Source organism: Novosphingobium kalidii (genome assembly GCF_040534015.1).
GTDB lineage: Bacteria > Pseudomonadota > Alphaproteobacteria > Sphingomonadales > Sphingomonadaceae > Novosphingobium > Novosphingobium kalidii.
Map to the genome: position 1 here is coordinate 53236 of NZ_JBEWLY010000023.1, position 19092 is coordinate 72327.

At 63.9% G+C, this 19092-nt stretch carries 17 protein-coding genes; 9 read left to right on the forward strand and 8 right to left on the reverse strand.

Annotated features, from left to right (window positions below; translation table 11 throughout):
• The first annotated feature begins 117 nt into the window (after positions 1–117).
• From ilvD to ABVV53_RS14130, 4 genes are read left to right on the forward strand one after another with little or no spacing between them, the layout of a single operon-like run.
• Complete coding sequence (gene ilvD / locus ABVV53_RS14115) at positions 118–1974, forward strand: dihydroxy-acid dehydratase (RefSeq protein ID WP_353985064.1); 1857 nt, start codon at positions 118–120, stop codon at positions 1972–1974.
• Positions 1974–2339 (forward strand): hypothetical protein, encoded by a 366-nt coding sequence (locus tag ABVV53_RS14120; protein WP_353985065.1) that lies wholly within the window; start codon positions 1974–1976, stop codon positions 2337–2339. The genes ilvD and ABVV53_RS14120 overlap by 1 nt, the downstream gene beginning before the upstream one ends.
• On the forward strand, positions 2329–3726 hold the full coding sequence (locus ABVV53_RS14125) for an NAD(P)H-hydrate dehydratase (protein ID WP_353985066.1): 1398 nt from the start codon (positions 2329–2331) through the stop codon (positions 3724–3726). Before ABVV53_RS14120 ends, ABVV53_RS14125 begins: the two co-directional genes overlap by 11 nt.
• A complete protein-coding gene (locus tag ABVV53_RS14130; RefSeq protein WP_353985067.1) occupies positions 3723–4925 on the forward strand; it encodes a class I SAM-dependent RNA methyltransferase in 1203 nt (400 codons plus the stop codon). The genes ABVV53_RS14125 and ABVV53_RS14130 overlap by 4 nt, the downstream gene beginning before the upstream one ends.
• On the opposite strand, the gene ABVV53_RS14135 is transcribed toward ABVV53_RS14130, so the two are convergent.
• A complete protein-coding gene (locus ABVV53_RS14135; protein ID WP_353985068.1) occupies positions 4914–5183 on the reverse strand; it encodes a hypothetical protein in 270 nt (89 codons plus the stop codon). The two genes, ABVV53_RS14130 and ABVV53_RS14135, sit on opposite strands and share 12 nt — an antisense overlap.
• 2 nt (positions 5184–5185) lie before the next feature.
• On the reverse strand, positions 5186–6154 hold the full coding sequence (locus ABVV53_RS14140; protein ID WP_353985302.1) for a threonine ammonia-lyase: 969 nt from the start codon (positions 6152–6154) through the stop codon (positions 5186–5188).
• A 142-nt stretch (positions 6155–6296) separates the two neighbouring features.
• Here ABVV53_RS14140 and ABVV53_RS14145 point away from each other — a divergent pair, with 142 nt between their 5' ends.
• From ABVV53_RS14145 to ABVV53_RS14155, 3 genes are all read left to right on the forward strand, one after another.
• A complete protein-coding gene (locus tag ABVV53_RS14145) occupies positions 6297–7508 on the forward strand; it encodes a saccharopine dehydrogenase family protein (RefSeq protein ID WP_353985069.1) in 1212 nt (403 codons plus the stop codon).
• A 29-nt stretch (positions 7509–7537) separates the two neighbouring features.
• Positions 7538–8734, forward strand: coding sequence for a carboxynorspermidine decarboxylase (locus ABVV53_RS14150; RefSeq protein ID WP_353985070.1), 1197 nt, complete (start codon positions 7538–7540; stop codon positions 8732–8734).
• A 332-nt stretch (positions 8735–9066) separates the two neighbouring features.
• Positions 9067–10272 (forward strand): type III PLP-dependent enzyme, encoded by a 1206-nt coding sequence (locus tag ABVV53_RS14155; protein WP_353985071.1) that lies wholly within the window; start codon positions 9067–9069, stop codon positions 10270–10272.
• Between the two features lie 77 nt (positions 10273–10349).
• Here the strand turns inward: ABVV53_RS14155 and ABVV53_RS14160 are convergent, their stop codons facing one another.
• Positions 10350–10838, reverse strand: a complete 489-nt coding sequence (locus tag ABVV53_RS14160) for a DUF983 domain-containing protein (RefSeq protein WP_353985072.1) — start codon at positions 10836–10838, stop codon at positions 10350–10352.
• Between the two features lie 253 nt (positions 10839–11091).
• Between ABVV53_RS14160 and ABVV53_RS14165 the strand changes: the two genes are divergently transcribed.
• Positions 11092–11466: a YidH family protein gene (locus tag ABVV53_RS14165; RefSeq protein ID WP_353985073.1), complete on the forward strand. Its 375-nt coding sequence runs from the start codon at positions 11092–11094 to the stop codon at positions 11464–11466.
• A gap of 95 nt (positions 11467–11561) precedes the next feature.
• Here the strand turns inward: ABVV53_RS14165 and ABVV53_RS14170 are convergent, their stop codons facing one another.
• Both ABVV53_RS14170 and gltX read right to left on the reverse strand, forming a co-directional pair.
• Positions 11562–12845 carry a citrate synthase gene (locus ABVV53_RS14170; protein ID WP_353985074.1) on the reverse strand — a complete coding sequence of 428 codons (1284 nt, stop codon included), beginning with the start codon at positions 12843–12845 and terminating at the stop codon, positions 11562–11564.
• Positions 12846–12858: 13 nt separating this feature from the next.
• The gene (gene gltX / locus ABVV53_RS14175; protein WP_353985075.1) at positions 12859–14328 is read right to left on the reverse strand and encodes a glutamate--tRNA ligase; all 1470 of its coding nucleotides are present in this window, start codon (positions 14326–14328) and stop codon (positions 12859–12861) included.
• A gap of 28 nt (positions 14329–14356) precedes the next feature.
• On the opposite strand from gltX, the gene ABVV53_RS14180 reads away from it, so the two are divergent.
• On the forward strand, positions 14357–16591 hold the full coding sequence (locus tag ABVV53_RS14180) for a ComEC/Rec2 family competence protein (RefSeq protein ID WP_353985076.1): 2235 nt from the start codon (positions 14357–14359) through the stop codon (positions 16589–16591).
• Between the two features lie 4 nt (positions 16592–16595).
• Here ABVV53_RS14180 and lexA read toward each other — a convergent pair whose 3' ends face one another.
• The 3 genes from lexA to moaC form a co-directional block, all read right to left on the reverse strand.
• Positions 16596–17279 carry a transcriptional repressor LexA gene (gene lexA, locus ABVV53_RS14185; protein WP_353985077.1) on the reverse strand — a complete coding sequence of 228 codons (684 nt, stop codon included), beginning with the start codon at positions 17277–17279 and terminating at the stop codon, positions 16596–16598.
• Between the two features lie 69 nt (positions 17280–17348).
• Positions 17349–18569 (reverse strand): molybdopterin molybdotransferase MoeA, encoded by a 1221-nt coding sequence (locus ABVV53_RS14190; RefSeq protein WP_419956782.1) that lies wholly within the window; start codon positions 18567–18569, stop codon positions 17349–17351.
• On the reverse strand, positions 18566–19045 hold the full coding sequence (gene moaC / locus ABVV53_RS14195) for a cyclic pyranopterin monophosphate synthase MoaC (RefSeq protein WP_353985078.1): 480 nt from the start codon (positions 19043–19045) through the stop codon (positions 18566–18568). Before moaC ends, ABVV53_RS14190 begins: the two co-directional genes overlap by 4 nt.
• Positions 19046–19092 lie beyond the last annotated feature (47 nt).

Here is a 19092-nt window from a genome sequence, read left to right on the forward strand (position 1 = left end):
GCGGCTGCGGGCGCTACAGCCATGACGAAAGGCCATTTTCCGCTTCGACTGAATGCCCGTGTAAGGTAGGGGGATAGCTCACTCGCACAGATCGCGTTCGCTTCCCGGAGCCGTCCCATGCCTGCCTATCGTTCCCGCACTACCACTCACGGCCGCAACATGGCGGGCGCGCGCGGACTGTGGCGTGCCACGGGGATGAAGGACTCCGATTTCGGCAAGCCGATCATCGCGGTGGTGAACTCCTTCACGCAGTTCGTGCCCGGTCACGTCCACTTGAAAGACCTCGGCCAGCTTGTCGCACGTGAGATCGAGGCGGCTGGCGGCGTCGCCAAGGAGTTCAACACGATCGCCGTCGACGACGGGATCGCGATGGGGCACGACGGCATGCTCTACTCGCTGCCCAGCCGTGACTTGATCGCCGATAGCGTCGAATACATGGTCAGCGCGCACTGCGCAGACGCGATGGTGTGCATCTCGAATTGCGACAAGATCACGCCCGGCATGCTTATGGCGGCATTGCGGCTGAACATCCCGGCTGTTTTCGTCTCTGGCGGTCCGATGGAGGCAGGCAAGGTGATCCTGAAAGGCAAGGAGCGCGCGCTTGACCTTGTCGACGCCATGGTGGCCGCTGCAGACGAATCCTACTCGGATGAGGATGTGAAGGCGATCGAGCGCTCGGCGTGTCCGACATGCGGCTCATGCTCGGGCATGTTCACCGCCAATTCGATGAACTGCCTGACCGAGGCGCTGGGGCTCTCGCTGCCCGGCAATGGTTCGATGCTGGCAACCCATGCTGACCGCGAGAAGCTGTTTCTGGAAGCAGGCCGGGTCGTCGTGGACTTGTGCCACCGTTATTATGAGCAGGACGACGAAAGCGTCCTGCCGCGCTCGGTCGCGAGCTTCGGCGCATTCGAAAATGCCATGAGCCTGGACATCGCGATGGGTGGCTCGACCAACACGGTGTTGCACTTGCTCGCTGCCGCGCACGAAGCAGGCGTGGACTTTACGATGACCGATATTGACCGGCTATCCCGCAAGGTTCCGTGCCTGTCGAAAGTCGCGCCCGCCAAGTCCGACGTACATATGGAAGACGTCCACCGCGCCGGCGGGATCATGGCAATCCTGGGCGAGCTTGACCGGGCAGGCCTCATCAATCGCGACTTGCCGACCGTTCATGCTCCGACGATTGGCGAGGCCATCGCGCGGTGGGATATTGCCCTCCAGCCTTCGTCCGATGTGCGCGAGTTCTACGCTGCGGCGCCGGGCGGCGTGCCGACGCAGACGGCCTTTAGCCAGTCGCGCCGGTGGGAAGAACTGGACGTCGACCGGGAGGGTGGCGTTATCCGTTCCGCCGAGCACGCTTTCAGCCAGGACGGCGGCCTCGCCGTGCTGTCGGGCAACATCGCGCTCGACGGCTGCATCGTGAAGACGGCTGGCGTCGATGAAAAGATCCTGAAGTTCACTGGTCCTGCGCGCGTCTACGAAAGCCAAGACGCGGCCGTGGCGGGCATCCTCGGCGGGCAGGTGCAGGCTGGCGACGTTGTCGTCATCCGCTATGAAGGGCCGCGCGGTGGCCCTGGCATGCAGGAAATGCTTTACCCGACCAGCTACCTGAAATCGAAAGGCCTCGGTGCGGCCTGTGCCCTCATCACCGATGGCCGGTTCTCTGGCGGCACGTCGGGGCTCTCGATCGGTCACGCTTCTCCTGAAGCAGCCGAGGGCGGCGCGATCGGCCTTGTCGAGAATGGGGATACCATTGAGATCGACATCCCCAATCGCACCATCAACCTGGCGATCACCGACGAGGTGATGCGTGAGCGCAGGGCAGCGATGGAGGCCAAGGGCGACGCGGCATGGAAGCCCGTGCATCCGCGCCCGCGCAAGGTTTCGGTGGCGCTGCAGGCCTATGCCGCGATGACGACCAGCGCTGCACGCGGTGCGGTGCGCGACGTCTCGCAGCTTAAGCGCGGTTGATGCCTCGCTCCGGTCTGCTGGTCCTTGCTGTCTCCGCAGGGGTGACCGGCTGCTCTCCTGAGCCCGCCGAAGTCGCGGCGGACGAAGAACGCATTGCCTGCGCCGTCGGCGGCGCGCAGGAGTTTGAAGAAGTCTGCGCGGTCGACCGATCCAAGGCTGACGGCAAGCTGGCCCTGGTGGTACGCCACCCCGACGGTGCCTTCCGCCGATTCGCAGTCGTGACGGACGGTCGCGGCCTTGTGGTTGCGGACGGAGCGGAGGAGGCCGTGACCAGGATCGAGGGTGGCAAGCTGGCCGTTGCCGTGGGAGAAGACCGCTACATGTTCCCAGCCAGTATCAAGACGGCGCAGACTGATGCCCGCTAGTCACCAGATCCTTTCTGTCGCGCAGATGCGCACTGCGGAAGAAGCCCTGATCGCGAGCGGCAGCAGCGTCGAGGCGCTGATGGATCTTGCTGGCCGCGGGGCCGCGGACTGGGTCTGGCGTGTCGCCGCAGGCCATCGCGTCACTGTGCTGTGCGGTCCCGGGAATAACGGAGGCGACGGGTACGTCCTGGCGCGGGCGATCCGCGAACGCGGCGGGGACGTGATCGTGGTCGCTGCCTACGAGCCGCAGACGCCAGCCGCTCGCAAGGCTCGGGATGCTTTCTCCGGCGAGGTGCTTGGGCGCGCGGCTGAGGTAAGAGGGGAGGTCTTTGTGGACTGCCTGTTCGGCAGCGGCCTTACTCGCCCTCTCCAGACCGACGACGAAGCACTGATCGCCCGCCTGGCAGCGAGCCATCACCACCGCATCGCTGTCGATGTTCCCAGTGGGGTGCAGTCGGATACCGGAATGCTGCTCGCCGGAGGTCTGCCAAGCTTCGAACTCACGGTTGCACTCGGAGCCTGGAAGTTCGCACATTTCCTGAGGTCCGCCGCCGGGATAATGGGCGCGCTGCAGCTGGTTGGTGTCGGTATCGAGCCTGTGGCGGGTGCGGCGCAAGCGATTGCACGGCCAAAGCTGAGCGCGCCCGCTGCCAACGCGCACAAGTACACGCGCGGCTTGCTCGCCATTGTCGCAGGCCGGATGCCAGGCGCCGCGGTTCTTGCCGCGACGGCCGCGCAAGGTGCCGGGGCGGGATACGTGCGGCTCTATTCCGAGCATGACGGACACGTGCCGAGTGACATCGTGCTCAGCACCGAACCACCGATCGAGGCGCTTGAGGACGGGCGCATTGGCGCGGTCCTTGTCGGCCCCGGGTTGGGTCGCGACGCGCGGGCGCGCGAGCGAATTGCGGTGGCGCTCGCTGCGGAAATCCCGGCGGTGGTCGATGCAGATGCATTGGTCCTGCTTTCACCCCGCAACCTGAGCGAGCGGTCCGCGCCCGTCATTGCAACGCCTCACGAAGGCGAACTCGCGGCTCTGGAGCATGCCTTCGATTGCGAAGCGAGCGGCAGCAAGGCGGAGCGGGCCCGGAGGATCGCGCAAGCTAGCGGCATGATTATCGTCTCCAAGGGACCGGACACAGTGGTAGCAGCGCCAGATGGGCGTCTCGCCTGCGCAGGCGTGGCGACAAGCTGGCTCTCTACTGCGGGAACCGGCGATGTGTTGGCCGGCGCCATCGCGAGCCGTCTTGCGACAGGCAGCGCGCCTTTCGAGGCTGCCTGCGAGGGACTTTGGCTTCACTCCGAGGCATCGCGCCTTTGCTCAGCGCCGTTCACCGCCAGCGACCTCGCAGGGGCAATCCCTCAGGCGTTCGCCACCTGCTTGTGAGCGCAGCAGAGGAAATCGTCCGTGTCGCCGCAAAGGGCGATGGTGTCACCGCGAGTGGACGGCACGTGCCGTTCGCCGCGCCGGCAGACCGTGTCCACGCAGACGGAACTCTGGAGCCGGGACCGCACCATGCTGTCCCGCCGTGCCGCCATTTCGGCACTTGCGGCGGCTGTCAGTTGCAGCATCTCGACGAGGAGACGCTCACTCGGTTCGTGGCAGAGCGCGTCGCCAACGCAGCCAGCGGGCAAGGGCTCGTGCCGGAGGCCATCGCCTCGCCGCACCTCTCGCCGCCGAACAGCCGGCGCAGGGCAACTCTTCACGCGCAACGGTCCGGTGGGCGCATCCTGCTCGGCTTTCGTGAGGCGGGTTCGCACCGCATCGTCGATATGCAGGAGTGCCACGTACTCGCGCCGGAGCTGTTCGCGCTGGTCGCGCCGCTGCGGCGCTTGCTCGCAGCTCAGCCGGGCCGTCTTGCCGCAGATCTCGAGCTGACGTTGGCAGAGCAAGGCGTGGACGTCGGTATCAAGGGTATAACGGTCGAGGGCTTGGCCGCGACTGAAGCGATGTTGACCTTCGCGCGCACGCAGGGGCTGGCGCGCCTGACGCTGGATCAGGGCTATGGGCCCGAGGCAGTCTGGGAGCCCGAGCCCACTACGGTAAGGCTCGGCAACGTGAGCGTGCCCTTGCCGTCCGGAGCTTTCCTCCAGGCGACAGCGGACGGTGAAGCAGTGCTGGTCGGCGCAGCGCGCGAGTGGCTCGCGGAGGCGGCCACGGTGGCTGACTTGTTCTCAGGCCTTGGCACATTCGCCTTTGGGCTGGCGGAGCCAGGCACCAAAGTGCTGGCGGCCGAAGCGGCGCGAGACGCCCACCTTGCCTGCAAGGCTGCGGCCGGCCGGGCGCAAGTGCCTGTACACGCACTGCATCGCGACTTGTTTCGTAACCCTTTGCAGGCCGATGAACTTAATCGATTTTCTGCGGTTTTGATCGACCCGCCCCGCGCGGGTGCACGCGATCAGGTCGGACACATTGCGGAAAGCACGGTGTCGCGGGTCGTCTATATCTCGTGCAACCCCTCAAGCTGGGCACGCGACGCCGCGACTCTCGTCGCGGGCGGCTATCGCCTGGTGGAACTGAGGCCAGTGGGGCAGTTTCGCTGGTCGAGCCACGTCGAGCTTGCAAGCCTGTTCTTACGCGCCTGATTCGCGGCTCGCGCGATCCATCATGTCCATGAAGTCACGCGCGGCCTCGCGATCTTCCTGGGACTTAAAGGCGACGTCGAGATCGGGTGCGGCGCCAAGCAGATACATCAGCGACCACAGCGCGAAGCGGCGGCCGCGGTCCGTCTCCATGCCGAGGTCTACGGCCATGCGCTCGACGCCGGCCTGCATCGCGGAAGTTGTGACCTGGGCAAGGTCTGGAGTGCCGAAATAGCGGCGCAACTGGTCATCAAAGTCCATGATCAATCCGCCGTGCTGAGGACCCGAGCGAAGGCTTCGGGATCCGTGTTGCCACCTGAAAGCACCACCGCGGTGCGTTCGTCGACTTCAACTTTGCCGACAAGGACGGCGGCGAGTGCGGCAGCGCCACCGGGTTCGACGACTAGGTGCAGCTTGGAAAACGCGAGCCGCTGAGCTGCTCGCACCTCTGCGGGCGTGACCCACAGCGCCGCACTGCAGCGCTCCTTGAGCACGGCGAAATTGATCGGCTGAGTCGAAAGCGTCTGCAACGCATCACATGCAGTGGCCGGAGCGTCCTTGGCGACCGGCAGGATCTCTTCGGCGGCGAGACTGCGTCCCACATCGTCCCATCCTTCTGGCTCGACGAGAGTGAGCGAGGCATCGGGACAGGCGAGGGCTACACCCGCCGCCAGTCCGCCGCCGCCGCACGGAACGATGATACGCGACGCGGAGCCACCCGCACGGGCGCGCATCTGTTCATCGAGTTCGACGCCCACCGTTCCCTGACCCTCGATGATCCAGGGATCGGCAAAGGCATGCACCAGAATGGCGCCGGTCTTCGCGCACAATTCGGAAGCGATCTCCTCGCGCGACTGCGTCATGCGGTCGTAAAGCACGATCTCGGCGCCGAGGGCACGAGTGGCGTCGAGCTTCACCTGCGGCGCATCAGCCGGCATGACGATGGTGGCCGCGATGCCGAGCCGCCGAGCCGCCCAGGCGACGCCTTGCGCGTGGTTGCCGCTGGACACGCCGACGACGCCGCGCCGGCGCTCTTCGGCCGACAAGTCGCTGAGACGGTGCCAGCCGCCGCGAATCTTGAAGGCGCCGACTGGCTGCAAGCACTCCGCCTTGCACCACAGCGTGCGTCCCCCGAACTCAAGCGGCAGCAGCGGTGTCGGTGGTAGGATTGCTGCCACCTTCTGCGCCGCGCGCAAAACGCCGGCGCGGCTTGGGGCATGGGATGCAGGCAAGGTCACGGCTTTCCGGTTAGGCGCATCGCCCCGCACTTCGCAAGCATCGTCGACGTGCGGTTGTCTTGTCACAAGCCGCGCTTATATGCGGGCCTTTCGCAACCGTGGGCCAAGTGAGGCCGACGATGAAGGAGACGGGCTAGTGAGCAAGGTTCTGGTGATCGGCGCTGGTGGCGTCGGCTCGGTCGCGGTTCACAAGATGGCGATGAACCCTGACATCTTCAGCGACATCCATCTGGCGAGCCGCACTGTGTCCAAGTGCGAGGCGATCGCTCAGTCCGTGCGAGAGCGCACCGGCGTTTCCGTCTCCACTTACGCGATCGACGCGGACGATGTTGCCGCCACCAGCAAGCTGATAGAGAGCATCGGACCGGAGCTCGTCGTCAATCTGGCCCTGCCTTACCAGGATCTTGCGATCATGGATGCGTGCCTGGCAACCGGCACCCACTACCTCGACACCGCCAATTACGAGCCGCGCGACGAAGCGAAGTTCGAATACAAGTGGCAGTGGGCCTACCAGGACAAGTTCAAGGAAGCTGGTCTGATGGCGCTGCTCGGCTCCGGCTTCGATCCAGGCGTCACCAGCGTTTTCGCGATGTGGCTCAAGAAGCACAAGCTCAAGACCATCCGCCTGCTCGATATTCTGGACTGCAATGGCGGCGACCATGGTCAGCCTTTCGCCACGAACTTCAACCCCGAGATCAACATCCGCGAGGTCACCGCGCCGGCGCGGCATTGGGAGAACGGGCAGTTCGTCGAAACCCCTGCCATGGCAGTGAAGCAGAGCTTCGACTTCGAGGCCGTCGGGCCGAAGAACATGTACATGATGTACCACGAGGAGCTGGAAAGCCTCGCCAGGTTCGTTCCCGAGCTGGAGCGCGCGCGCTTCTGGATGACGTTCGGCGATGCCTACATCCAGCATCTGACGGTGCTGCAGAATGTGGGCATGACCCGCATCGATCCGGTGGTCTACAACGGGGTCGAGATCATCCCGCTGCAGTTCCTCAAAGCGGTTCTGCCTGAGCCGGCCAGCCTCGGCCCCACGACCAAGGGCAAGACCAATATCGGCGATATCGCTACCGGCGAAGCGCTCGATGGATCTGGCGAGAAGACGTTCTACATCAAGAATATCTGCGACCACGAAGAAGCCTACGAGGAGACCGGCAACCAGGCGGTCAGCTACACCACTGGCGTTCCCGCCATGATCGGCGCGGCCATGATGCTCACCGGCAAGTGGAAGGGGGAGGGCGTATTCAACATCGAGCAGATGGACCCCGATCCCTTCATGGAGATGCTGAACACGCAAGGTCTGCCCTGGTCCGTGGAGGAACTGTCCGGCCCCTTGCCGTTCTAACGCTTCAAGGCTGACGACAGGAGACTGTATTGGAAACCAGAGCCGGCGATCCCGGAGCCTTCGCCCGCTTCGACCTGAGCCGCGTCGACAGTCCGGCGTTCGTGGTCGACGCGGCCAAGCTGCGTGCCAACTTGCGGGTGCTGCAGGACGTGGGCGAGCGCTCGGGTGCGAAAGTACTGGCTGCACTCAAGGCATTTTCGATGTGGTCTACGGCGCCGATCGTGGGTGAGTATCTGGATGGTGTCTGTACCTCCGGTCTGTGGGAAGCGCGGCTCGCGTCAGAGTTCTACGACGGCGAGATCACCACTTACTGCGCGGCCTACAAGCCCGAGGATCTGCCGGAGATCCTGCGCCTTTCGGACCACGTCATCTTCAATTCCCCGGGACAGATCGAACGTCTGTGGCCAATCATCGAGGCTTCCCGTGCAGGGGGCGAGAATTTCGACATCGGCTTGCGGATCAATCCGCTCCACGCTGAGGGTGAAGTGCCGCGGTATGACCCTTGTGCGCCGCACTCCCGCCTCGGATTTCCGATCGATCAGCTTACCGAAGATCATATCGCCATGGTCGACGGGATACACATGCACACCTTGTGCGAGCAGGACTTCGAGCCGCTTGCGCGAACCTGGGACAAGGTGTTCGACTTTCTGGAGCCCTGGTTTGGCCAGTTCAACTGGATCAACCTGGGTGGCGGACACCACATTACCCGCGCGGATTACCAGCGCGACGAACTGGTGCAGTTCCTCTCCGACGTCGCAGAGGACACCGGCGCGGAAGTGTACATCGAGCCAGGTGAAGCGATCGCACTGGACGCAGGCATCCTGGTCGGCACCATTCTCGACACTGGCTGGAACGGCATTCCCGTTGCCACCACCGACATCTCCGCGACGTGCCACATGCCAGACGTCATAGAGGCGCCGTATCGCCCGGCCATGCTGGGTGAGACAGCACCTTCGACCGACGAGGTCATGGCGCAGCACGACCGCGTGCGGCTTGGCGGGCCTTCATGCCTCGCAGGCGATGTAATCGGAGACTATGCGTTGCCGATGCCAGCGGAGCCGGGGCAGCGCTTCGCGTTCCTCGACCAGGCGCATTATTCTATGGTGAAGACCACGACCTTCAACGGTGTGCCGCTGCCATCCATCTGGCTTTGGGACTCCGAAACAGATGCACTCGAATGCATCCGGCGATTCGATTACGAGGACTTTCGCGATCGCCTGAGCTGAAATGAGGGCACGACCCGGCTTTCTTCCGACCCGATCGAGCTCGGATCACAGCTGTCTCATGCAACGCCGCGGCCTGAATCCGCGTTTCTTGATTTCCAGCCGTAGGCATGAGGAAATAGGAGAGCTTGTAAATGCCTGTTATGCATCGACAATCGCGTATTGTCAGGCCTCACGCAGCTTGAGCACTTCCAGGTATGTGACGGTTTTGTGAAGCATCGCGTTTTTGTCTTGCGATTCGCGCGTACCCCCCTATATCCGCCCTCCGCTGCCCCATGGGACCTTCCAAACCGCAAGGCAGCTTTTCGCTAACATCCGTTTGGGGGTCCCTTGAGTTGCACCATCATCTTGACGCATCGGCTGTAGCGCGCGCCCTAACGCCCGACGAACCCGTTATTCTGAATCGCCCGCACGCTGCGGCGCGTGCTGCTCGTTTCTTCGCCACGAAGTTTCCGGGCAAGTCACTCTACGCGGTAAAGGCGAATCCATCGGCGGATCTGATTGAGATCCTCTGGGGAGCTGGAATCACGCATTATGATGTCGCCTCGATCGCCGAGGTGCGCTTGGTGCGTGCAACGCTGCCTTCCGCCACGCTGTGCTTCATGCACCCGGTGAAGACGGCAAGCGCCATTCGCGAGGCCTATTTCCAGCATGGCGTGCGCACGTTCAGCCTTGATACGCGTGAGGAGTTGGAGAAGATCGTCGCTGCTACGGCGGACGCGAGCGGTAACCCTGCAAGCGACCTTCGCCTCTGCGTGCGTCTGCGCGTCTCGTCTGACTATTCCGAACTGAGCCTGGCTTCCAAGTTCGGGATCGACCTCGCTGACGCAGGTCCGCTCCTCCAGGAGACCCGCCAGGTAGCCGACTGGCTTGGCGTGTGCTTCCACGTAGGCAGCCAGGCAATGACGCCCTTCGCTTACGTCCAAGCGCTTGAGCGCGTGCGTGCCGCGATTGCCGATGCGGGCGTGGTCATCGATATGATCGATGTGGGCGGAGGCTTCCCGTCGGTTTACCCGGGCATGGAGCCACCTCCGCTTGAGGACTACTTCGCTATCATCCACCGCCACTTCGAGGCGCTGCCGATTGCCTACAACGCAGAGCTGTGGTGCGAACCCGGCCGGGCGCTATGTGCCGAGTACAACTCGTTGATCGTCAAGGTCGAGAAGCGCCGCGGCAAGGAGCTATACATCAACGATGGCGCTTACGGCGCTCTCTACGATGCCGCTCACGTGGCTTGGCGCTTTCCGGTCAAGTGCCTGGCCGAGGGACGCTCGGAAGCACTGGAAGACTTCGCCTTCTACGGCCCCACCTGCGATGATGCCGACTACATGGAAGGTCCCTTCCAGTTGCCGGAAGATATCAAGGCAGGCGATCACATCGAGATCGGCATGCTGGGTGCCTATGGTGCTGCCATGCGCACCGCTTTCAACGGTTTCGGTCAGGGAGAGAGTGTGATCGTAACCGACGAGCCGATGGCGAGCCTCTATACTGGCGAGCGCAAGGATCCGCGCGTTTCGGACAACGTCGTCTCGCTGCGATAAGAACCATTTGAGATCACCGAAGGACCTCGCGGAGCTTGCGCTTCGTGAGGTCTTTTCGTGCCGGGTAAGGGCTCCGGTCAGTCTTCCTTGGTCGCGGGATCATCGGTCCCAGCCGCTTGTCCATTCGGGGGGGTGTGATCATCGAGCCAGTTGCCGCGGCTACCGTGAAGCTGCTCCCACAGCTGCGCTGTGCCGGCCTCCTGGGCCTTGTTCACATACTGCGACGCCACCAGCCAACCCTTGATCGGCTGCAGCGGCAGTATGCACCCCAGGCCGAGAAGGGGGAAGGACGTCAGCAGGTGAACCCAGAACGGTGGGTTGAAGGCGACCTGAAGCCAGACGACGAAGAAGATCAGCGGAAATGCGATGATACACAGCGAGAAGAACGCCGGACCATCATCAGGCGCTGCGAAGCTGTATTCCAGACCGCATACGGGGCACGTGTCTGCCAGCTTCAACCATTTGGTGAACATGCGCCCCTTGCCGCAACGCGGGCAAAGCCCTTTCCAGCCACACCGAGCGATCCACAAAAGTTTCTCCCGGCGCTCGGATACCTGGTCGGACATTCTGCTGTTGTTCCTCAGGTGTCGCTTGTTCTTGCAGCGGGGTGCGGCAGTTCAGCGGACAGGTGCTTCGCGCGCCCATATAGCCATCCCTGACTTCGCTTTCATCGCCCCATGTTCGAACGGTTTATGCCGCGTAGACTGTGCGGTACCGGCGGCTGCCGGAAACAAAAGCGCATTCTCATCTCTTTAGAGATTATGCCCCGCACTCTGCAAAGCTTCGTTCGTGTTGTTGTGATTTCTGGACGATAGAGCGATGGCGGAGAACAAAGAGACGCTGGCGGAAGATCGCACCGACCTGGCAGAGGATCGCACGGTGCTAGCCCATGAGCGGTCCTATGCCGGTTGGGTAAGGACAGGCATGGCGGCGGTGGGTATCGGCCTCGGCCTTAACGCCTTGTTCCGCTCGCTCGAGCCTGCATGGGTGGCGAAAGGGATTGCCACTGGCTTCTTCGTGATCGCTATCCTGATCTTCTTCTCGGCACAGCGTCGTGCATGCCGGATAGTCGGGCGTCTTCAACCCCACACGGTTTCCGAACTCGGACCTGTTCGTATCCGCATCATGACGTGGTCCTTGGTGACCGTCACAGTGGTGCTCGCAGGTGCTATCTGGCTGCTCGTCCCCGCCTGAGGCGCTCCGACAGCTTCCCCCTTTTCCCAGTGTCCTGAAATGAGAAAGGCCCCGGTTTGCACCGGAGCCCTTCCAATCGTCTCGTGTTGCTATGATCAGCGCTTGTCGAGCGGCACGTAGTCGCGCTGCGTCGGACCCGTGTAGAGCTGACGCGGACGACCGATCTTCTGGCCGGGATCGCTGATCATCTCGTTCCACTGCGCCACCCAGCCTACGGTGCGGGCCAACGCAAAGAGCACCGTGAACATTGTGGTTGGGAAGCCGATCGCGGAAAGGATGATTCCCGAATAGAAGTCCACGTTCGGGAAAAGCTTCTTCTCGACAAAGTAGGGATCGTTGAGCGCGATCTCTTCCAGCCGTAACGCGGTTTCGAACAACGGATCGGTAACCTTCAGCGCCTCGAACACTTCGCGCACGGTCGACTGCATCACAGTCGCGCGTGGGTCGTAGTTCTTGTAGACGCGGTGGCCAAAGCCCATCAGGCGGAACGGATCGTTCTTGTCCTTCGCGCGCTCGATGTAGTGCGGAATGCGATCGGGCGTGCCGATTTCCTTCAGCATGTTGAGCGCCGCTTCATTGGCGCCGCCATGAGCAGGGCCCCAGAGGCATGCGATGCCTGCTGCGATGCAGGCGAAGGGGTTGGCGCCCGAGGAACCGGCGAGGCGCACAGTCGAAGTCGAGGCGTTCTGCTCGTGATCCGCGTGCAGAATGAAGATGCGGTCCATGGCCTTCTCGACCGCCGGGATTACCTCATACTCTTCAGCAGGCACGCCGAAGGTCATGCGCAGGAAGTTGCCGGTGTAGCTCAGGTTGTTGTCGGGGTAGAGGAAGGGCTGCCCTACCGCGTACTTGTACGCCATGGCTGCGATCGTCGGCATCTTGGCGATCAGGCGATGCGAGCTGATCTTGCGATGCTCAGGGTCCGCGATGTCCGTGGAATCGTGGTAGAACGCGGAGAGTGCGCCGACCACGCCGCACATGATCGCCATCGGATGCGCGTCGCGACGGAAGCCGCGATAGAACGTTGCGAGCTGCTCATGCAGCATCGTGTGGCGGCTAATGGTGTAGCTGAAGGTGTCGAGCTCGTCCTTGCTGGGCAGTTCCCCATTCAGCAGGAGATAGCTGACTTCCATGAAGCTGGAGTGCTCGGCCAACTGACCGATGGGATAACCACGATGGAGCAGTACGCCCTCGTCGCCATCGATGTAGGTCAGTGCCGATTCGCACGACGCCGTCGAGGTGAAACCGGGATCGAAGGTGAACTTCCCGGTCTGGGCGTAGAGCTTGCGGATGTCGATGACCTCGGGGCCGACACTGCCCTGAAGGACGGGGAAATCGAAGTCCTTGCCCGCTGCGTTGAGCTTTGCCTGGTTTGCCAAGTGCTTATTCTCCCTAGACTTGCGACCCGGCAGGAGCGGCAACCTGCGCGCCAATCCGCGCGAGGCTCTCTTCCCGTCCGAGCAGAACCAAAACATCAAAGATCCCCGGCGAGGTCGTCTGACCCGTCAGGGCAGCCCGCAAGGGCTGTGCGAGTTTGCCAAGGCCTATACCCAGATCCTCGGCCATTGCCTTGAGACTGGTTTCCAGACTCTCGGCCGTCCAGTTCGCCTCCCCACTGAGGCGCTCATGCATGGAAGCGAGGCGCGTACGCGCTTCCTCAGTCAGGAGCGCTGCAGCCTTTTCGGTCAGCGCTAGCGGCCGCGTCGCGAACAGGAACGCGGCGCCTTCCGCCAGCTCGTTCAGGTCCTTGGCGCGCACTTTCAGCACGGGCATCGCCTGCTCGAGAAGGGCGAGATTGGCCGCGCCGTCTATGCGCTGCGCAACGAGGGAAGCGAGGCGCCCGTCGTCCGCCTCGCGCAAGTAATGGCCATTGAGGTTTTGGAGCTTGGCGAGATCGAAACGCGAGGGCGACTTGCCCACATGCGCGATGTCGAACCAGGCGACCGCCTGTTCGCGAGCGATGATCTCGTCATCGCCGTGGCCCCAGCCCAGACGCAAGAGATAGTTGAACAGCGCTTCTGGCAGGATGCCAAGTTCGTCCCGGTACGAATCGACGCCCAAGGCACCATGCCGCTTCGAAAGCTTTGCACCGTCCGCGCCATGAATCAGCGGAACGTGCCCGTAGATGGGACGCCCCCAACCCTCGATCGCACTCATCGCGTCGATGATCGCAAGCTGGCGGAACGCATTATTGAGGTGATCGTCACCGCGGATCACATGCGTGACGCCCATGTCGTGGTCGTCAACCACAACGGCAAGCATGTAAGTGGGCGTGCCGTCCGAACGCAGGAGAACGAAATCGTCGATCTCTTCGTTGCGCACCGTCACAGTGCCCTGGACGAGATCGTCGATCACCGTCTCGCCCTCACGCGGCGCCTTGATGCGCACGACGAATGGTTCGGCGGCCGGCCAAGTTGCCGCATCCGCATCGCGCCAGGGGCTTGCGAGCCGGAAGGGGCGGCGCTCTTCCTGCGCTTTCGCGCGGTGAGCGGCGAGCTCCTCCTGCGTCATGTAGCACCGGTAGGCGTGACCGGCTTCGATCAGCTTGCGGGCAACTTCCGCGTGGCGGTCAGAGCGCGCGAACTGGAAGACAGCTTCTTCATCGCCTTCCAAACCGAGCCATGAGAGCCCGTCGAAGATGGCGCCGATCGCCGGCTCAGTCGAGCGGGCGCGATCGGTATCCTCGACGCGAAGGAGGTATTTCCCGCCGTGATGACGTGCATAGAGCCAGTTGAAGAGAGCGGTGCGTGCGCCGCCGATATGAAGATAGCCGGTGGGCGAAGGCGCAAACCGTGTGACCACGGGACGAGCGCCAGCTGGAGCTCCGCCTTGCGTCGCCTCCGCTAAGCTGCCGCTTGCCATCGCCTTGTCCTTCCTGTCCAATGCGCACATGGCCACCCGAGCCGCGCGCCGAGATATCCTGCCGCCCGCCGCGCCCGGGGGCGCTGCACTGCAACATGGGCCATGGAACAGTGCGCGCCGCTTGTCGAGAGGGTTGGCCGCAGTCGAGCGATTTCTTGGCGATGCCGGGTTCGATCGTATGCCATGGCTGGCAGTTGCATTCGGTGCGGGCATCGCGGTCTGGTTCGCATTGCCGGCCCCCGGTTACTGGCTGGCGCTTATGGTTGCGTGCGGAGGGCTGTCTGCCGGGTTCGCTGCCGCTCTGGGCTCCTACGGGCGTTATCCCTATCTGCGGCTAAGCGGGATTGTCGTGCCTCTGGTGGTCGCAGCCGGCTGCGGTTCGGTATGGGCCCGCTCGCACTTTGTTGGCGCGGCCCCCATTGCCGCACCGGGGGTGGCGACTCTGACGGGGACAGTGCTCGCCGTGGAAACCCAGCCAGCTCAGGCCCGCAGCCGGCTTGTACTTGCCACGCGTGAGCCGGGTGGCGAACGCGCCATTCGCGTCCGGATCAATCTGGCCGACGCAATTGGGAGCGCCGATGGCCTCCATGCCGGTCAGGTGGTGCGGTTCCGCGCCCGGTTGATGCCGCCCGCGCCCCCGATGCTGCCGGGCGCCTACAACTTCGCACGTACCGCTTGGTTCAAGGGGCTGGCCGCGACGGGCACAGCACTCGAAGCGCCGAAGATCGTGGACGAGGGCGGTGCCGCGCCTTGGCTGGGTAGCGCGAGCCGGAGAATTTCCAGCCATATTCGGGAGCAACTGGAGCACCGGCAGGCCGGCATCGCAGCAGCGCTCGCCACCGGCGATGTGGGCGGGATCGTCGGAGCCGACGCACAGGCGATGCGGGACGCGGGCCTCGCGCACCTGCTCTCGATCAGCGGACTTCACGTCAGCGCGGTAATCGGCGCGGTCTACTTCGTCAGCCTCCGGCTTCTGGCGCTGTGGCCGTGGTTGGCCTTGCGAGTACGGCTACCGGTCGTGGGCGCAGGTTTCGGCGCCTTTGCGGGTGTTGGCTACACCCTGCTGACCGGCGCTCAGGTGCCGACGGTGCGCTCGTGCATCGGCGCACTGCTTGTGTTGATGGCGCTTGCGCTCGGGCGCGAGCCCTTGTCGCTGCGTATGCTGGCCGTGGCGGCGTTTCTCGTCATGTTGCTCTGGCCCGAGGCCGTTGCCGGTCCCAGCTTCCAGATGAGCTTCGCCGCTGTGCTTGCGATTATAGCCTTGTCAGGCGCCGGGCCGGTCCGCCGGTTCCTGACACCACGAGAGGAGGGCTTGGGTGTCCGGGCGCTGAGACACCTCGCGCTCGTGTTGCTGACTGGCTTCGTGATCGAGTTCGCTCTGATGCCGATCGGCCTTTATCACTTCCACCGGGCGGGGATCTACGGCGCCTTCGCCAATGTGGTCGCGATCCCGCTCACCACGCTGGTGATCATGCCCTCGGTTCTATGCGGCTTGCTGCTTGATCTAGTGAGCATGGGAGCGCCAGCCTGGTGGATAGCGGGCCATGCGATCGCCGGGTTGAATGGTCTTGCGCACTGGGTAGCCAGCCGGCCCGGCGCCGTGACGGTCATCCCTGCGATGGCGGGAACGGCGTTTGCTCTGTTCATTGGCGGCGGCCTCTGGTTCGGTCTGTGGTCCGGTAAAGTGCGCTGGTTCGGCTTGGCACCGGCGGTGCTTGGGGCTGTGCTTGTAGCCACGGCTCGGCCGCCGGACCTGCTCATCTCGGGCGACGGCCGCCACGTGGGCTTGCTGTCGAAGGAGGCGGACGCTCTGTTCGTCCTTCGCCCCAGCCGCAGCGATTTTGTTAGGGACAATCTGGTTGAGATCGCAGGCATGAGCGGCACACCGACGTCTCTAGTCAGCCTTCCTGGCGCGGACTGTAATCGTGACACCTGTGTCATAACCTTGACGCGCGGCGAGCGAGATTGGCAGCTCCTGCTGACGCGAAGCCGCGATGCCGTGCCGGAACGCGCCCTGGCCGCCGCTTGCGAGCGTGTGGACCTGGTGATCTCCGACCGCTGGCTACCGCGGAGTTGCCGGCCCCGGTGGCTCAAGGTCGATCGCAGGCTTCTCCAGCACACGGGCGGTCTCGCCATCGATCTTGCAAACGCCCGCGTTAGCAGCGTCGCGGACAGCGAAGGTCGGCACGGGTGGTGGCGAGGGGCCGAGGACAGACAGCCCTCGCGCCCCGCGGTAAGCGCTTCTGCTTCAGCTGCGCCCTAATCGATCAGTGATAGCGGCGCAGCAATCCTGCAAGCTTGCCTTGCACCTCGATCTCTCCTGGCGAGTAGACCTGCGCCTCGTAAGCCGCGTTAGCGGGATCGAGCCGCACCATGCCATCCTCGCGACGCAAGTACTTGAGGGTGGCTTCCTCGCCCCGAACAAGCGCCACGACGATCTCGCCATCACGCGCAGTGCTGGTGCGCTTCACCAACGCGAAGTCGCCATCCAGAATGCCCGCCTCGATCATGGAGTCGCCGGAGACTTCAAGCGCATAGTGCTCGCCTGAGCCCAGGAGCGCTGCCGGAACAGAAAGCGATGCCTGGCCTTCCAGTGCCTCGATCGGAACGCCTGCGGCGATGCGTCCGTGAAGCGGGATCTCGATCACGTCATTGGCTGGAGAGGGAACGGGCGGCTGCGCGCGAGGCGCTTCATTGCTGTTGGCGGCACGCTTGGCCGCGGTGCGAGGTGCTGCGTTCTCAGGCTCTTTGAGGACCTCAAGCGCTCGGGCGCGGTTCGGCAGCCGGCGAATGAAGCCGCGTTCTTCCAGCGCGGAGATCAAGCGATGCACGCCCGACTTGGACTTCAGGTCCAGCGCCTCCTTCATCTCCTCGAAGCTGGGGGAGATGCCGGTTTCTTCCAGGCGGGCCTGGATGAAACGGAGCAATTCGTGCTGCTTGCGCGTCAACATGTTCGGCGCCTCCTCAGGCGTTCTTGTCGTGAACAATTAGCGAACAAGTAAGCAACAAGAAGTCGCCCGTCAAGCAATTCCGCCATTCTCGATCCAGAACGCGTCGACGTCTTCGCCGGCGAGAGCCTCGGGTGCATTCGCGGTCCGGTCGATCAGCACGTTGCTCGCCGCGAGGGATGCCAATGCACTGCTGTCCTGAATGGATTGCGCACAGACGACTTCGCCGTCCCAAGTGGCCCGCACGAAACAACGCCGCCCACCATTGCTGGGCAGCGGAGCCCCGAGCCTTAGTCTCAGCGTGCGAGGGAGAGGGCGAGCGGCGCCGAGCAGCGCCCGCAGCAGCGGCAGCATGAACAAGTAAGCGGTCACGTGGCTTGAGACTGGATTTCCCGGGAGGCCAAGAATGATCTGCCGTTTGCCGCCATGCTCACGCGTGGCGACAATGATGGGCTTGCCCGGCTTGATCGCCACGCGCCAGAACCCGAGCTTTGCACCCCAAGCCTCGAGCGCCGGCTTCACCAAGTCGTGATCGCCGACCGATGCACCACCACTGGTGACGATCACGTCTGCATCCGCGCCTTGGGAGAGCGCTTCCGCAAGCGCCTCCATCGAATCGGGCACGGGGCCAACGCGTTGAACCTCGCAAGGCAGCGCCCGAGCCATGGCGGCAAGCATGGCGGCGTTGCTTGCGGGGATCTGATGCTCCAAGCAGACCTCTGGGTCAGAGGCGAGCTCGTCTCCGCTGTCCATAACCAGCACGGACGGCGCACGGCGCACCGGCAAGTGCCGGTGCCCGGCACTGATTGCCAGTGCCAGTTGTGCAGGGCCAAGTCGCGTGCCGATCGGCAGCACTTCATCACCGTCGCGGAAATCCAGGCCGCAAGGACGGATGTGCTTGTGCGCTGGCGACGGCGGCTCGCCCGTCAGTGTCAGCCGATCCTGATCTCGCGCGAGATCTTCCTGCAGGATGACGCAAGCGGCGTCCGCCGGAAGGCGCGCACCGGTCGACATCCGCACCGCTTGGCCCGAACTGATGGTCCCCTCGAAGGGGTGGCCTGCGGCACTCTCTCCGACGACTTGCCAAGGCCCGGTAAGATCGCCCTCGGACACGGCGTAGCCATCCATGGCAGAGAGCGCTGCAGGAGGCTGCGTGCGCCGGGCCCGCAGCGGCTCGGCGAGATAGCGGCCAAGCGCACCGTCGATATCGACTCGCTCGATCTGCAGCGGTTCGACGAGGGCGAGAAGGCGAGCCTGCGCCTCTTCCAGCTGGAGCGGTGGTTCGCGCATCATGCCTCGTCCGCCCGCCAGTGGCCGGACTTGCCGCCGCGCTTCTCGATCAGGCGCACGTCCTCGATCACCATCGCCTTGTCGAGCGCTTTTGCCATGTCGTAAATGGTGACCAGCGCGATGGCTGTGGCGGTGACCGCCTCCATCTCGACTCCGGTCTTGCCCGTGAGCGAAGCGGTGGCGGTGGCGCGAACGGCGTCCCCCTCGAAAGCAAAGTCGACGTTAACCGCGTCGATCACCAGGGGATGACACATCGGGATCAGATCTCCGGTGCGCTTTGCGGCCATGATGCCGGCGATCCGTGCCGTGCCGAGCACATCACCTTTCGGCGCATTCCCTGCTCGGATGGCTGCGAGCGCCTCGGGGCTCATGCGGACGCGGCCGGAGGCGACGGCGAGCCGCTGGGTCTCGGCCTTGGCGCCGACGTCGACCATGCGGGCCGTGCCTTCGGCGTCGATGTGGGAAAGGGATTTGCTCATGCGGCGCAGGTTGCCGCAATTGCCGGTGTCCTGGAAAGGAAAATCCC